15 protein-coding genes are annotated in these 14,755 nt (G+C 60.9%); 7 read left to right on the forward strand and 8 right to left on the reverse strand.

What is annotated here, in order from left to right; all coding sequences use genetic code 11:
- Positions 1-73: 73 nt before the first annotated feature.
- Complete coding sequence (locus SOP97_RS04565; RefSeq protein WP_322948366.1) at positions 74-307, reverse strand: thioredoxin family protein; 234 nt, start codon at positions 305-307, stop codon at positions 74-76.
- A 15-nt stretch (positions 308-322) separates the two neighbouring features.
- The gene (locus SOP97_RS04570) at positions 323-1,327 is read right to left on the reverse strand and encodes a permease (RefSeq protein ID WP_322948367.1); all 1,005 of its coding nucleotides are present in this window, start codon (positions 1,325-1,327) and stop codon (positions 323-325) included.
- Positions 1,328-1,476: 149 nt separating this feature from the next.
- Here SOP97_RS04570 and SOP97_RS04575 point away from each other — a divergent pair, with 149 nt between their 5' ends.
- The 6 genes from SOP97_RS04575 (at position 1,477) to SOP97_RS04600 (ending at position 6,922) form a co-directional block, all read left to right on the forward strand.
- Positions 1,477-2,250 carry a metalloregulator ArsR/SmtB family transcription factor gene (locus tag SOP97_RS04575; RefSeq protein ID WP_322948368.1) on the forward strand — a complete coding sequence of 258 codons (774 nt, stop codon included), beginning with the start codon at positions 1,477-1,479 and terminating at the stop codon, positions 2,248-2,250.
- Positions 2,251-2,273: 23 nt separating this feature from the next.
- Positions 2,274-2,984 carry an arsenical resistance protein ArsH gene (gene arsH, locus SOP97_RS04580; protein WP_322948369.1) on the forward strand — a complete coding sequence of 237 codons (711 nt, stop codon included), beginning with the start codon at positions 2,274-2,276 and terminating at the stop codon, positions 2,982-2,984.
- A gap of 63 nt (positions 2,985-3,047) precedes the next feature.
- Positions 3,048-3,374, forward strand: a complete 327-nt coding sequence (locus tag SOP97_RS04585; RefSeq protein ID WP_322948370.1) for a YnfA family protein — start codon at positions 3,048-3,050, stop codon at positions 3,372-3,374.
- Positions 3,375-3,399: 25 nt separating this feature from the next.
- Entirely contained in the window at positions 3,400-4,404 is a 1,005-nt protein-coding gene (locus SOP97_RS04590; protein ID WP_322948371.1) for an ArsJ-associated glyceraldehyde-3-phosphate dehydrogenase, read from the forward strand.
- Positions 4,405-4,540: 136 nt separating this feature from the next.
- Positions 4,541-5,761: an organoarsenical effux MFS transporter ArsJ gene (gene arsJ, locus SOP97_RS04595; RefSeq protein WP_322948372.1), complete on the forward strand. Its 1,221-nt coding sequence runs from the start codon at positions 4,541-4,543 to the stop codon at positions 5,759-5,761.
- 261 nt (positions 5,762-6,022) lie between these two features.
- Positions 6,023-6,922, forward strand: a complete 900-nt coding sequence (locus tag SOP97_RS04600; protein WP_322948373.1) for a DMT family transporter — start codon at positions 6,023-6,025, stop codon at positions 6,920-6,922.
- 96 nt (positions 6,923-7,018) lie between these two features.
- Here the strand turns inward: SOP97_RS04600 and SOP97_RS04605 are convergent, their stop codons facing one another.
- Both SOP97_RS04605 and SOP97_RS04610 read right to left on the reverse strand, forming a co-directional pair.
- On the reverse strand, positions 7,019-9,388 hold the full coding sequence (locus SOP97_RS04605) for a DNA polymerase II (RefSeq protein WP_322948374.1): 2,370 nt from the start codon (positions 9,386-9,388) through the stop codon (positions 7,019-7,021).
- A 104-nt stretch (positions 9,389-9,492) separates the two neighbouring features.
- A complete protein-coding gene (locus SOP97_RS04610; protein ID WP_322948375.1) occupies positions 9,493-9,843 on the reverse strand; it encodes a hypothetical protein in 351 nt (116 codons plus the stop codon).
- A gap of 217 nt (positions 9,844-10,060) precedes the next feature.
- On the opposite strand from SOP97_RS04610, the gene SOP97_RS04615 reads away from it, so the two are divergent.
- Positions 10,061-12,058 carry a peptidase U32 family protein gene (locus SOP97_RS04615; protein WP_322948432.1) on the forward strand — a complete coding sequence of 666 codons (1,998 nt, stop codon included), beginning with the start codon at positions 10,061-10,063 and terminating at the stop codon, positions 12,056-12,058.
- Positions 12,059-12,210: 152 nt separating this feature from the next.
- Here SOP97_RS04615 and SOP97_RS04620 read toward each other — a convergent pair whose 3' ends face one another.
- The 4 genes from SOP97_RS04620 to yaaA are packed head-to-tail and all read right to left on the reverse strand — an operon-like array spanning position 12,211 to position 14,722.
- Positions 12,211-12,591, reverse strand: a complete 381-nt coding sequence (locus SOP97_RS04620; RefSeq protein ID WP_322948376.1) for a hypothetical protein — start codon at positions 12,589-12,591, stop codon at positions 12,211-12,213.
- 11 nt (positions 12,592-12,602) lie between these two features.
- Entirely contained in the window at positions 12,603-13,433 is an 831-nt protein-coding gene (locus SOP97_RS04625; RefSeq protein ID WP_322948377.1) for an SDR family oxidoreductase, read from the reverse strand.
- A gap of 41 nt (positions 13,434-13,474) precedes the next feature.
- Positions 13,475-13,939 (reverse strand): multidrug transporter, encoded by a 465-nt coding sequence (locus SOP97_RS04630; protein ID WP_322948378.1) that lies wholly within the window; start codon positions 13,937-13,939, stop codon positions 13,475-13,477.
- Positions 13,940-13,942: 3 nt separating this feature from the next.
- Positions 13,943-14,722 carry a peroxide stress protein YaaA gene (gene yaaA, locus SOP97_RS04635; RefSeq protein WP_322948379.1) on the reverse strand — a complete coding sequence of 260 codons (780 nt, stop codon included), beginning with the start codon at positions 14,720-14,722 and terminating at the stop codon, positions 13,943-13,945.
- Between the last annotated feature and the right edge of the window lie 33 nt (positions 14,723-14,755).

The following is a 14,755-nucleotide window of genomic DNA, read 5'->3' on the forward strand; positions in this document are numbered from 1 at the left end:
GCTACGCCGAGGGTTCCGCTGTGCCAGCCCCTGTGCGCAGAAAAGCGCAAGATTATGCAAAGCGGCGCATGAGTCAGGCGCTTAGCAGCTTCTCCACATCGCCGGTGCTGAGCACTTTGCCGACGGATACCACCTTGTCGTCAATCACCAGCGCGGGTGTCGACATCACGCCATGGGCGGCAATTTCGGCGATGTCGGTGACCTTGAGTACTTGTGCTTCGCGGCCGAGATTGGCCAGTGCCGCTTGGGTGTTTTCGCTCAGGGTGATGCATTTTTTACAGCCGGAACCGAGGATTTTAATGATCATGCTGTGCTCCATCAGTCAGATAAACAGGTAGGCGAACGCGTTAAACAGATAACCAATCAACATAATGCCAACGGCCACAATGCCGAAGAACAACGCCAGCAGCGGCGCTTTGACCACTTTTTTGAGCATGATCAGCGAAGGCAGCGACAGCGCGGTAACCGCCATCATAAAGGCCAGCGCTGTACCCAGGCCCACGCCTCGGCCAACCAGCGCTTCGGCAATCGGCAGGGTGCCAAAAATATCGGCATACATCGGGATGCCGAGCACAGTCGCCAGCGGCACCGACCACCAGTTTTCCTGGCCGAGCAGCGCTTCGATCCAACCGGCGGGAATCCAATTATGGATGGCCGCGCCAATGCCGACGCCGATCAATACGTACAGCCACACGCGGCTGAAAATATCGCTGACCTGCGCCCAGGCGAATTGCGCGCGATCGCGGCGCGTCAGCTGTTCTTGCGGGATATCGAGCACCGGGTTGTGCATCACAAACGCCTCGACGTAGCGCTCCATCCGCGCTCGGCCGATCAGCGTACCGCCGAGCACCGCGAGCACCAGACCGATCAGCACGTAGGCGATGGCAATCGACCAATTGAAGATGCTCGCCAGCAGAATCACCGAGGCCAGGTCCACCAGCGGCGAGGAAATCAGAAAGGCAAAGGTCACCCCCAGCGGCAGGCCGGAGCTGGTAAAGCCGATAAACAGCGGGATCGACGAGCAGGAACAAAACGGCGTGATGGTGCCCAGCAGCGCGCCGGTGAGTTTGGCCTTGAAGCCGCTCATGCTGCCGAGAATGCGGCGGGTGCGCTCCGGCGGGAAATAACTCTGCACCCAGGAGATGCTGAAAATCAGTACGGCGAGCAGGATAAATATCTTGATCACGTCGTAGATGAAGAAGTGCAGGCTGGCACCGACGCGGCTGCTCGTATCCAGGCCGAAGCCGTCCTCCAGCAGCACACGCACCAGCCAGGCCAGCCAGTCCATGCGCAGCAGTTGGTCATTCAGCCATGTGAACAGTTCCATGTGCAGTCCTTAGGTGTATGGCCAGTCTAGCCAGGCGTGTGGCGCTCAATGTTGATCTGGGTCGGCTCAGCGCAAACTAAATATACGGTTTACAAGATATATGGCTATCAATATATTCGCCAAATCGTATTTGCCAGGCACCCACCGCCATGAGCCAAAAGAGTCGCGTATTGTTCCTGTGCGTAGCCAATGCCGCCCGCTCGCAGATGGCCGAGGCGCTGTTGCGCCACACCGACCCCGAGGGTTACGAGGTGTGCAGCGCCGGCCCCCAGCCCAGTGAGGTCGACCCGCATGCGCGCCTTGCGCTGGAGCAACTGGGCGTGAGCACCGAAGGCCTGTACAGCAAACCCCTGGAAAGCTTCGACGGCCAGGCGTTCGACTACGTGATCACCCTGTGTGACAAATCCGCCTTCGAGTGCAGCACCTTGCCGGGTGCCGGCGAATACATTGCTTGGGATTTTGAAGACCCGGCCACCAGCCAGCAGGCCAATGCCTACACGCACTGCCTGCAGCAGATCCACGAACGCATCAAGCTGTTCGTGTTGGTCAAAAGCAAAGCCCATGCGCCGCTGCAGATGTTGGCCCCGGTCACCCTGTTCAAGTGCCTGGCCGATGACACCCGCGCGCGCATGACCCAGCTGATCGCCCAGGAGGGCGAGTTGTGCGTCTGTGAGCTGACCGCCGCCCTGCAGGAAAGTCAGCCGAAAGTCTCTCGCCATCTGGCGCAGTTGCGCAGCAGCGGCTTGTTGCAGGATCGCCGCGCGGGGCAGTGGGTTTACTACCGCCTGCATCCGCACTTGCCGGCTTGGGTTAGGCAGACCCTGGCGCAAGTGCTCACCGCCGATGACCCGCAACTGGCCGAAGACCGCCTGCGCCTGCACAGCATGCGCGACCGCCCGGACCGCGCCGTCCTGTGCGGCTAAGCCACCTTTTTCAGAGAAAGCCCATGACCTCCGAACTGCCGAATATCGACCCCGAACTGCTGGACATTCCGACCCCGGACAAGCTGACGCAACCGGCCGCCGCGCATAAACCGCGCATCCTGCTGCTTTATGGCTCCAACCGCGCACGCTCTTACAGCCGTCTGCTGACCGAGGAAGCCGCGCGTTTACTTGAACAGTTCGGCGCCGAAGCGCGGATTTTCAATCCCGCCAGCCTGCCGCTGCCAGATGATGCCCCCGAAGATCACCTCAAGGTACAAGAGCTGCGCGAGCTGGTGCTGTGGAGTGAAGGCATGGTGTGGTGCTCGCCGGAGCGTCACGGTGCAATGACCGGGGTGTTCAAGGCGCAGATCGACTGGATTCCCCTGAGCATGGGCGCGGTGCGGCCGAGCCAAGGCAAGACTCTGGCGTTGATGCAGGTCAGCGGTGGTTCGCAATCCTTCAATGCGCTGAACCAGATGCGCGTGCTCGGGCGCTGGATGCGCATGTTCACCATCCCCAATCAGTCCTCGGTGGCCAAGGCCTTCCTTGAATTCGACGAGGCTGGGCGGATGAAACCTTCGGCCTACTACGACCGGGTGGTGGATGTGATGGAGGAACTGGTCAAGTTCACCCTGCTGCTGCGCGGCCAAACCGACTACTTGGTGGACCGTTACTCCGAACGCAAGGAGTCGGCTGAACAACTGAGCAAACGGGTGAATCAGGCCGCCATTTAAGGCTCAAGCCTCATACCCTCCATACCCATCCAGGCCGACTGCAGGTTGGCCACAGAGGTCAGCATGCTTAACACCCTTGGGCTATTCGCCCTCACGGCCCTTGCCGAGATCATCGGCTGCTACCTGCCATACCTGTGGCTCAAGCAGGGCAAGAGCATCTGGCTGCTGGTGCCGGCCGCCGCCTCACTGGCGTTGTTCGCCTGGCTGCTGACCCTGCACCCCACCGCCGCCGGGCGGGTGTATGCCGCTTATGGCGGGGTGTATGTGGCCATGGCGATTATCTGGCTGTGGCTAGTGGACGGCATCCGCCCGACCCATTGGGACCTGCTGGGTGCGGCTGTGGCACTGCTCGGCATGGCGATCATTATGTTTGCGCCGCGTAGCGCCTAATCACTTTTGTAGAGGACATTGGTTTATGGCTATCAAGGTAGGTATCAACGGTTTTGGCCGTATCGGGCGCTTGGCGCTGCGCGCGGCCTGGGGCTGGCCGGAATTCGAGTTTGTGCAGATCAACGACCCAGCCGGCGATGCACCGACCCATGCGCATTTGCTCAATTTCGACTCGGTGCATGGCCGTTGGCAGCATGAGGCGAGCAGTGAGGGCGACTGCGTGGTCATTGACGGCAAGCGCATCACCGTCACGGCTAACAAGGCCATTGCCGATACCGACTGGAGTGGCTGCGATCTGGTGATCGAGGCCAGCGGCAAGATGAAGACGGTCGCGCTGCTGCAAGGCTATCTCGATCAAGGCGTAAAGCGCGTGGTGGTCTGTGCGCCAGTCAAGGAGGCCGGTGCCTTGAATGTGGTGATGGGTGTCAATCAGCAGCTGTTTGACCCGGTCGTGCACCGCATTGTGACGGCGGCGTCCTGCACCACCAACTGCCTGGCTCCGGTGGTCAAGGTGATCCATGAAAACCTCGGCATTTGCCACGGCTCGATCACCACTATTCACGACCTGACCAACACCCAGAGCATCCTCGATACGCCGCACAAGGACCTACGTCGCGCCCGTGCTTCCGGTATGAGCTTGATCCCCACCAGCACCGGTTCGGCCACGGCGATTGCCGAAATTTTCCCCGAGCTGCGCGGCAAGCTCAATGGCCACGCAGTGCGCGTGCCGCTGGCTAACGCCTCGCTGACCGATTGCGTATTTGAGGTTGAGCGCGCGACCACGGCGGAGGAGGTCAATGCGCTGTTTAAAGCCGCCGCTGCCGGCCCGTTGGCTGGGATTCTGGGCTATGAGGAGCGGCCGCTGGTGTCCATTGATTACCGCACCGATCCGCGCTCGTCGATTATCGATGCCTTGTCGACCATGGTGGTCAACGGCACTCAGGTGAAGCTCTACGCCTGGTACGACAACGAGTGGGGCTACGCCAACCGCACCGTCGAGTTGGCGCGGATGGTGGGTGTGGCCGAATGATCCGTTAGCCGGTCTCGCGGCCGGTTGGTGGGTTACGCCTTCGGCTAACCCACCCTACGTTCACGTCGCAGCCCGTAGGATGGGTTGAGCAAAGCGATACCCATCAAACACCCTGCGCCATCACAGGACTCATTCGATGCACGCCTTATCTCGCCTAGCCCCCGAAGTGCGCCAATACCTGCTGGTCACTAGCAATTACTGGGCTTTTACCCTGACCGATGGCGCGCTGCGCATGCTGGTGGTGCTGCATTTCCACAGCCTCGGTTACACGCCGCTGCAGATCGCCGCGCTGTTTCTGTTTTATGAGATTTTTGGCGTAGTCACCAATCTGCTGGGTGGCTATCTGGGCGCGCGGTTGGGGCTCAATCGCACCATGAATATCGGCCTGGGCCTGCAGGTGGCGGCGTTGCTGATGCTCACCGTGCCAGCCGCCTGGCTGACCATTCCCTGGGTGATGGGTGCCCAGGCGCTGTCGGGCATCGCCAAAGACCTGAACAAGATGAGCGCCAAGAGCTCGATCAAGCTGCTGGTGCCGGAAAGTCAGCAAGGCACGCTGTACCAGTGGGTGGCGATTCTGACCGGCTCGAAGAATGCGCTGAAAGGCGTGGGCTTTTTTATGGGCGGCGCACTGCTGGCGCTGCTCGGCTTTACTGGGGCGGTGTTGGCCATGGCTGCCGTGTTGGCGTTGATCTGGCTGGCCAGTTTGCGGCTGTTGCAGAAGGATTTAGGCAAAGCGAAAGCCAAACCGAAGTTTCGCGACCTGCTGTCCAAGAGCCTGGCGATCAACCTGCTCTCGGCCGCGCGACTGTTTCTGTTCGGCGCGCGCGATGTGTGGTTTGTCGTCGCGCTGCCGGTGTACCTGTCCAGCGTGTTGGGTTGGGATTTCTGGCTGGTTGGCGGCTTTCTCGCGTTGTGGGTGATCGGCTACGGCATCGTTCAGTCGTTTGCCCCAGCCATTACCGGCAAATCCAGCGGCCAATTACCGGATGGCCGCGCTGCCTTTGCCTGGGCGGCAGTGCTGGCCGGTGTGCCCGCCGCGATCGCCCTTGGCCTGAACAGCGGATTGTCGGCGCAGTGGGTGTTGCTCGGCGGGCTGCTGCTGTTCGGCGCGCTGTTTGCGGTGAACTCGTCGCTGCACAGCTACCTGATCGTCAGCTACGCCAAAGAGGACGGTGTGTCGCTGGATGTCGGCTTCTATTACATGTCCAACGCCGCCGGCCGGCTGCTTGGCACGTTGCTTTCGGGCTGGGTTTACCAGGCTTATGGCTTGGCCGCCTGCCTGTGGATTTCCTCGGGTTTTGTGCTGCTGGCGGCGCTGATTTCCATCGGCTTGCCCAGGCACCGTTTGGCCGTTTAGACAGCGGCTTGCCTGGTTTTGTAGGCGCGGGCTTGCCCGCGAGTCGCGTCAACCGGAAAGCGTCGCGTCCAGTCGATTCAACAGACCCATCACCGCTTGGTGGGTTACGTGGCGCACGGGTATGCAGCTGTTCCCCAGTTCTCGGTTCTACGCCACTAACCCACCCTACAGAAGCGGCCTTGGCGCGTAATAAGCGCAAGTTTGTGCAAGATCTGGCCCCAGAGAGCGCGCAGACTCTCGTTATCCAAAGGGAGTCTGTTAATGAACCTGTCGCTCTATCTGTTGACCGTACTGATCTGGGGCACCACCTGGATCGCCCTCAAGTTGCAACTCGGCGAGGTGGCGATTGCCGCCTCCATAGCCTATCGCTTTGCTCTGGCCTCGCTGGTGCTGTTTGCCATTTTGCTACTCAGCGGGCGCCTGCAAACGCTCGACAAGCGCGGCCAGCTGATCTGTCTGGTACAAGGGCTGTGTCTGTTCTGCCTGAATTTCATGTGTTTCTACACCGCTAGCCAGTGGATACCCAGCGGTCTGGTGGCAGTGATTTTCTCCACCGCCACGCTGTGGAATGCGATCAACGCGCGGTTGTTCTTCAAGCAGAAAATTGCCGCCAATGTGCTGGCCGGTGGCGCGTTAGGCTTGGGCGGTTTGGCGTTGTTGTTCTGGCCGGAGTTGGCCGGGCATGAGGCCAGCCATGAAACCCTGTTGGGTATTGGCTTGGCGGTCATCGGCACGTTGTTATTCTCCGCCGGCAATATGCTTTCCAGCCTGCAGCAGAAGGCGGGTCTCAAGCCGCTGACCACCAATGCCTGGGGCATGCTCTATGGCGCGTTGATGTTGGTGGCGATCTGCCTGGTTAGCGGCACACCATTCGGTTTCGAGTGGAACAGCCGCTACATCGGCAGTCTGCTGTACCTGGCGATTCCTGGCTCGGTGATCGGCTTTACCGCCTACCTGACCCTAGTCGGGCGTATGGGCCCGGAGCGCGCCGCCTACTGCACCGTGCTGTTCCCGGTGGTGGCGCTGAATATCTCGGTATTTGCCGAGGGCTATCAATGGACTGCGCCGGCGCTGTTCGGCTTGGTATTAGTGATGTTGGGTAACGTACTGGTGTTTCGTAAACCCAAGGCTGCGCCACTGTTGGCGACGCGCGAGGCGTAGGGTGCGTTCGCGAGGCTGGAGATTGATGTGGGAGGGGCTTTAGCCGCGACTCAGGCGATAAAGCTGTCGCGGCTAAAGCCCCTCCCACAAAAGTGGTTAGAACAACCCCAGTTGCCCACCAATCAAGGTGGCGAAGTCGTCATCGACAAACGGCAGAATGGCATCGGCCACCGGCTGTAATTGCCGTGTCAGGTAGTGTTCGTAATCGATGACGGCGTTGCGTGCTTCCAGCGGTTGTGGGCCGGCGGTGGTGATCAGATAACTGATCCAGCCGCCGCGTTGATATTGCAGTGGCCGGCCGTGGGCGGCGTTGTATTCGTCGGCCAGGCGTGCGGCGCGCACATGCGGCGGTACGTTGCGCTCATAGTCCGTTAGCAGGCGGCGCAGGCGCTTGCGGTAGACCAGCAGCTCATCCAGCTCGCCATTCAGGGTGCGTTCGACATAGTCGCGGATATAACCCTGGTAGGGCTGGTTGAGGAAGATCCGTTCATACAGCTCGCGCTGAAACTGCTGGGCCAGCGGTGACCAGTCGCTGCGCACGGTTTCCAGGCCTTTGTAGACCATTTCGTGGCTGCCATCGGCGCGGCTGATCATCCCGGCATAGCGTTTTTTGCTGCCTTCTTCGGCGCCGCGAATAGTCGGCATCAGAAAGCGGCTGTAGTGGGTTTCGTATTGCAGCTCTAGGGCGCTGCTCAGGCCGTATGCGCTGTGCAGATGTTCGCGCCACCAGGCATTGACCTTGGCCACCAGCGCGCGGCCGATTTGCCCCGCCTCGGCTTCGTCATGCGGGCGTTGTAGCCAGACAAAGGTGGAGTCGGTATCGCCGTAGATCACTGCATGGCCTTCGGCCTCGATCAGCGCGCGAGTGCGGGCCATGATTTCGTGGCCGCGCAGGGTGATCGAGGAGGCCAGGCGCGTGTCGAAAAAGCGGCAACCGCTGGAACCGAGCACGCCGTAAAAGGCGTTCATGATGATCTTCAGCGCCTGCGACAGCGGCGCGTTGTGCTCGCGTTTGGCGGCTTCGCGGCCCTGCCACACCCGCTCGACAATGCTCGGCAGGCAGTGCTCGCTGCGCGAGAAACGCGCACCGCGAAAGCCCGGCACCGAGTGCGCATCGTCCAGCTGGCGCAGGCCTTCGATCAGCCCCACCGGGTCGATCAGAAAGCTGCGGATGATCGAGGGGTACAGGCTCTTGTAGTCCAGTACCAGCACCGACTCGTACAGCCCTGGCTGCGATTCCATGACAAAACCGCCAGGGCTGGCCTGGGGTGGGTTGTCACCCAGGTTCGGCGCAACAAAACCGCGGCGGTGCATCAGCGGCATATACAGGTGCTCGAAGGCCGCCACCGAGCCGCCGTTACGGTCGGCGGGCAGGCCGGTGACCGTGGCGCGCTCAAGGAGGAAGTCGAGGATCGCGGTTTTCTCGAAAATCCGCGTCACCAGCTCACAGTCGCGCAGGTTGTAGCGCGCCAGGGCGGGTTTGTCTTCGCGGAACATGCGGTCGATTTCGTCCATGCGCTGGTAGGGCGTGGAGATATCCTTGCCTTCGCCGAGCAGGGTTTGCGCGACGTTTTCCAGGCTGAACGAGGGGAAGCTCCAGGTCGCCGAGCGCAGTGTTTCGATGCCATCAATAATCAGCCGGCCCGCTGCATCGGCGAAAAAGTGACCGTTGCCGCTGCCATGCTCGCGCCACTGCATCTCACTGCCATCGCGGCCTAGACGCAGGGGGATGGCCAGACGGCGGGCGTGTTCGTGCAGCACACGCAGGTCGAACTGCACCAGGTTCCAGCCGATGATCGCGTCCGGGTCGTGCTGCGCTATCCAGTGGTTGAGGCGTTCGAGCAACTGCTCGCGGCTGACGAAGTACTCCAGCTGAAAATCCACTTCTGGCGGCTTTTCCGGCGCGCGGCCGAGCATATACACGTTGCGCTGGCCGCAGCCTTCGATGGCGATGGAGTACAGCTCGCCGAAGGCATTGGTCTCGATATCCAGCGAGGCCAGCTTGAGGGTGGGGCGGTAGTCCGCGCAGGGTTTGATCTGCGCTTCCAGCAGCAGGGCCGGGTTAGCTGCATCAGGCGTGCCGGCGAACAGCACTGGCGCGGTAATAAAGCGCTCCATCAGGTAGCGCTCTGGCGGGCGCACATCGGCTTCGTAAACCGTTACGCCCGCGCGGCGCAGGCGTTTGTCGAGGTCGATCAACTGACGATGCTGCTGGCAATACAGGCCCAGCACCGGGCGCTGCTGAAAGTCTTTGAGGGCTAGCGGGCGCAGCTCAGCGCCGCTTTCATTGGCCAGTAGCGCCTCGGCCTGGGCGCGTTGCTCGGCCGGGATAAAGGCCACCGAGGTCTGCAGCGGCAAGCGGATCTGTTGCGGACCCTGTTCAGTGGCCAGCCAGAACTCCACCTGTGTGCCTGTTGGCGTATCACGCCAATGTCGGGTCAGGATAAACCCGCGCTGTAACTCCACCACTGCACCCTCAAGACTGCGCTCAGACGCACAATTCTACGTGGCATTGCCTCGCTGTAGTGGACCGTGAGTAGCACAGGTCACGGCAGCCTTTGCGCTTGGGCTTATTCGTCCTGTTCGGTTTGTAAATGCATCTTGTGCAGGACGCGGTGGACTATGGGCGAGAACAGCGTGCCCAAGGCCAGCAGTACGGTGGTTTCGATAAACAGGTTGTAGAGGGCGGTAAATACGTGGCCGCCGTGGGAGGTGAGCGGATGCGGAACCGGCAGGGAGCCCAGCAGAGAAACAGCATTTATAAAGGCTTCTGTCAGGGGCAGTTCGAAGAACAGATGGAACGTCATAACGCCGGGAATCACGGCAAGCGCCAGCAGCAGTATGGCGATGGCCAGGTAGGTGAGCAGGCGGTAGATAAACTGTTCAAAGGGCAATACATCATCTTTAACGTGCTCAAACATAGCGATTCCTTCTGCTTTATATGCATCGTGCAAGTGACGGCGTTAAGCGGCGAGGGTAGCGTGCCGCCTGCTGGAAAGACAGCCGGGAGCCGTGTGCGATGGCCAGCCAGACCTGTACCGGGTTGTACGGTTTTTGTGCGGCTGTCCGATGGCCACATACAAACCCGGCTTTAGGGGTAAAATGCCCGGCTTGATTGACTGCCTTGATGCCCACGCCATGTCCTTGCCCAAGCACCACCTCGAACTGCTCAGCCCTGCGCGCGATACCACCATTGCCAAGGAGGCCATCCTGCATGGCGCTGATGCCGTGTACATCGGTGGCCCTGGCTTTGGCGCGCGGCACAACGCCAGCAACAGCGTGGCGGAGATTGCCGAGCTGGTGCAGTTCGCGCATCTGTTCCATGCGCGGGTGTTTGTCACCCTCAACACCATCCTGCATGAGGATGAGCTGGAGCCGGCGCGGCAGATGATCTGGCAGCTCTACGAGGCCGGCATCGATGCACTGATCGTTCAGGACATGGGGGTGATGGAAATGGACCTACCACCCATCGAGATCCACGCCAGCACCCAGTGCGACATTCGCACTTTGGAGAAAGCGCGTTTTCTCGACAACGCCGGCTTCTCCCAGTTGGTGCTGGCCCGCGAACTGAACCTGGAAGAAATCAGCAACATCTGCCGCAACGTCGATGCAGCGGTGGAGTTCTTTATCCACGGTGCGCTGTGTGTGGCGTTCTCCGGGCAGTGCAATATTTCCCATGCGCAGACCGGGCGCAGTGCCAACCGTGGCGACTGCTCGCAAGCCTGCCGCCTGCCGTACACCCTGAAAGATGATCAGGGCCGTGTGGTGGCGTTTGATAAGCACCTGCTGTCGATGAAGGACAACAACCAGACCGACAACCTGATTCATCTGGTCGATGCCGGCGTGCGCTCGTTCAAGATCGAAGGGCGCTACAAAGACATGAGCTACGTGAAGAACATCACTGCTCACTATCGCCAGGAGCTGGATGCGATTCTCGAACAGCGCCCGCACCTGGCTCGCGCCGCCAGCGGCCGTACCGAGCACTTCTTCACCCCGGACACCGACAAAACCTTCCACCGTGGCAGCACCGATTACTTTGTGACTGATCGCAAAGTGGACATTGGCGCGTTCGATTCGCCGACCTTTACCGGGCTGGCGGTGGGTTACGTTGAAAAAGTGAACAAGCGCGACCTGATTGCCGTCACCGATACGCCGCTGTCCAACGGCGATGGTTTGAACGTGCTGATCAAGCGTGAAGTGGTGGGTTTTCGCAGCAACATCTGTGAGCTGAAAGGCGAGTTCGAGGAAGACGGCGAGAAGCGCTACCGCTACCGTGTCGAACCCAACGAAATGCCCGAGGCCATGCAGCGCGTGCGCCCACAGCAGCCGCTCAATCGCAACCTCGACCATAACTGGCAGCAAGCCCTGCAGAAAACCTCGGCCGAGCGCCGCGTTGCGGTCAGCTGGCAGCTGGCGCTGCACGGCGATCAGTTGAACGTGAGCGTGACCAGCGACGAAGGTATCAGTGCCAGCGTCAGCCTGGCTGGCCCGTTCGCTGCGGCCAAGGATGCTGAGCAAGCTCGTGAGCAGTTGGCCGATGGCTTGAGCAAACTGGGCACCACCATCTACTACAGCACCGGCGCGCAGATCGACTGTGAGGCCGTGCCGTTTGTCCCCGGCTCACAACTCAAGAGCCTGCGCCGTGAAGCCATCGAGGCGCTGACCCAGGCGCGTATCGCCGCGCATCCGCGAGGCGGGCGCAAGCCGGTCAGCGTGCCGCCGCCGGTGTACCCGGAGTCGCACCTGACCTTCCTCGCCAACGTCTACAACGACAAGGCGCGCACCTTCTATAAGCGTTACGGCGTGCAGTTGATCGACGCCGCTTACGAGGCCCACGAAGAAAGCGGCGACGTGCCGGTGATGATCACCAAGCACTGCCTGCGCTTCTCCTTCAACCTATGCCCCAAGCAGGCCAAAGGCGTTACCGGTGTGCGCACCAAAGTCTCGGATATGCAGCTGATCCATCAGGACGAAGTGCTGACCCTGAAATTCGACTGCAAACCCTGCGAGATGCACATCATCGGCAAGATGAAGGGCCATATCCTCCATCAGCCACAGCCAGGCAGCGCGGCGAGCAATGCGGGCGCAGTGGGCTATATCACCCCGGAAGATCTGCTCAAAACCATCAAGCGCTAACGCTAAGCGGTAATCCGTAGGATGGGTTGAGCGCAGCGATACCCATCAAACTCTTCGCCAAGCTGGCGGGTTTGTGTAGAAACCGCGAATACCGATGGGTATCGCGTTGCTCAACCCATCCTACGGCCACTCGGTGTTTGGTCGGCCAGCGCTTAAGGGCGCTGGAGCTTGGCCAGCGCCAGCCACGCCAGCAGTGGATAGCAGAAGTAGTGCAGGCCAAAGATCAACAGGCCCATCGGGCCGGGTTCGTCTTTTAGCCACATCAGGCCCATCAGGCCCAGGTAGAGCAGGGCGAGGATGCCGCCGTACAGGGCGACCAAGCGACGACGTTCGCTGGGCTGCGGGCGGCGTTGGTGTTGCCAGTGGAACCACAGGGCCATGCCGCCGGCGACCACTGCGGCCACCAGTAGGGTATTCACCACGCCGGGGAGTTTGGCGAAGGTGCGCACGAGTAGGTTGAGCACGATGACTGCCGCGACCCCGCCGAGGGCCAGGTGAGTGATCGGCGCGTGGTCAGGGCTGGCTTCGTGCATCAGGACGACTCCTAGAGGCTGCGATTAAGGCCGAAGCGTTTTTTCAGCACGCTTTCCAGCAGGCGTTTCGGTACCAGAGCGGCAAGCAGCGGCAGGGCGCGGCTGCCGTTGCCGAGGCGAATCAGCGTGGGCCTGGATTTACTTTGCACGGCGGCCAGCAGGTTGCGGGCGAAGTGGCGGGTGGGCGTGGGGTTGTCTTGCGAGGCGTTGGCGCGGGCGCGGATGCCCTCGCGGATCGGCCACCAAGGCGAGGCTTGGTCGATCAACTGTTCGGCCTGCTGGCTGGCGTTGGCGCCGAAGCTTGAGGCAATCGCACCGGGCTGTACTTCCATCACCTCAATGGCGAAGGGTGCCAGCTCCAGACGCAGGGCGTCGCTCAAGGCATGTACGGCGGCCTTGGAGGCGCAGTAAGCACCGGCGAACGGGGTGACCAGTACGCCGGAAACGCTGCCGATATTCACCACCAGACCCTTGTTCTGCCGCAGCAGCGGGAACAGCGCGCGGGTCACGCCGACGATTGAAAATACGTTGGTTTCGAACTGTTTGCGCATGGCTTCCACGCCACCATCGAGCAGCGGCCCCATGGCGCCGTAACCGGCGTTGTTGATCAGCACGTCGAGACCGCCGATTTCGCTTTTCAGGCGTTCGGCCAATTGGCCCAGTGCCTGGCCATCGTTAACGTCCAGCGCCACAGCGTGAAAGCCGGCTTCGCTCAGGGCCTCGAGGTCTTGGGTTTTGCGCGCGGTGGCCCAGACCTGATAACCGGCTTGTTGAAACACCTCGGCCAGGGCCCGGCCAATGCCGCTGGAGCATCCCGTGATCAGTACGCTGGGTTGGCTCATGCACAGCTCCTTATTGTTTTTATGCAGTCGTATAAGCGGTCTTAATAGACAAAGCTGCCTTGCAGGCGCTCGGCACGAAACGCCAGGGTGCTGGCACGATAGCCGCTGCGCAGGGGCGGCAGCGGTAAGCAGGTTTGCCACTCGGCGCCTGGCTGCAAATCGCCAGGGCCGCTGTAGCGCGGTGTTTCAAAAAGACGTTCGGCCAGGTTGGTGCTGTCGCCCGGACGGTAGGCGGCGATCTGCCATTGCAGTTCCACCAATACCGCTTCACTGGCGTTTTTCAGGTTGAGGGCCAGGGGGCGATCTGCCGGGCAACTGTCCGGGGCGTAGTCGAGGCGTAATTCGAGGTGCGCCAGGTGGCGGTTCTCGCGGCTTTCTTCCCAGAGCACCCAGCTGGTAACCAGGCCCAGGCCGATCAGCGCAGCGAGAGAAATCGGCAGCGCCTTGCTCGGGTAACGGATCAGCAGGATCAGCCAGCTCAGTACGAGGATTGCGCCGAATAGCATTAATCAGGCCTCAGGGTGGTCACGCAGGAACACCAGACTATCAGGCTTGGAGTGCTCCGCCGAATAACGATAGCCCTGGTAGTTGAAGTCCTTGAGGCCGTCCGGGTGGGTGATGCGCTCTTTGATCACGTAGCGCGCCATCAATCCGCGGGCTTTCTTGGCGTAAAAGCTGATGATCTTGTACTGGCCGTTTTTCAGGTCCTTGAATTCGGTGTCGATGATCCGTGCGTTCAATGCCTTGCGTTTCACCGCGCTGAAGTATTCATTGGAGGCTAGGTTGAGCAGCACCTCATCACCCTGGGCGGCCAGCGCGTCATTGAGCCAGCCACTGATGCGCTCGCCCCAGAAGTCGTAGAGATTTTTGCCGCGCGGGTTGGCCAGTTTGGTGCCCATTTCCAGGCGATAGGGCTGCATCAGGTCGAGTGGGCGCAGCACGCCATACAGGCCGGAGAGCATGCGCAGGTGGTTTTGCGCGAAGTCGAAATCGGCTTCGTTGAAGTCTTCGGCATTTAGCCCGGTGTAGACATCGCCCTTGAATGCCAGCAGCGCCTGTTTGGCGTTGGACGGCGTGAAGGGCTGCTCCCAGCTGCCGAAGCGTGCGGCATTCAGGCCGGCGAGTTTGTCCGAGAGGTGCATCAGCTCAGCAATCTGCGCCGGGCTGAGTTCACGCAGCTGCTCGATCAATTCCTGGGCGTGATCGAGGTGTTCAGGCTGGGTCACGCGCGGGGTCGCGGGCGGCGTCTCGTAATCGAGGGTCTTGGCCGGGGAAATCACCATCAACATAAAAGCTGCTCCTTAAAGTCTGCGGCGATTCTA

Origin of the sequence: Pseudomonas spirodelae (genome assembly GCF_034653255.1) — a bacterium.
GTDB classification, from domain to species: Bacteria; Pseudomonadota; Gammaproteobacteria; order Pseudomonadales; family Pseudomonadaceae; genus Aquipseudomonas; species Aquipseudomonas spirodelae.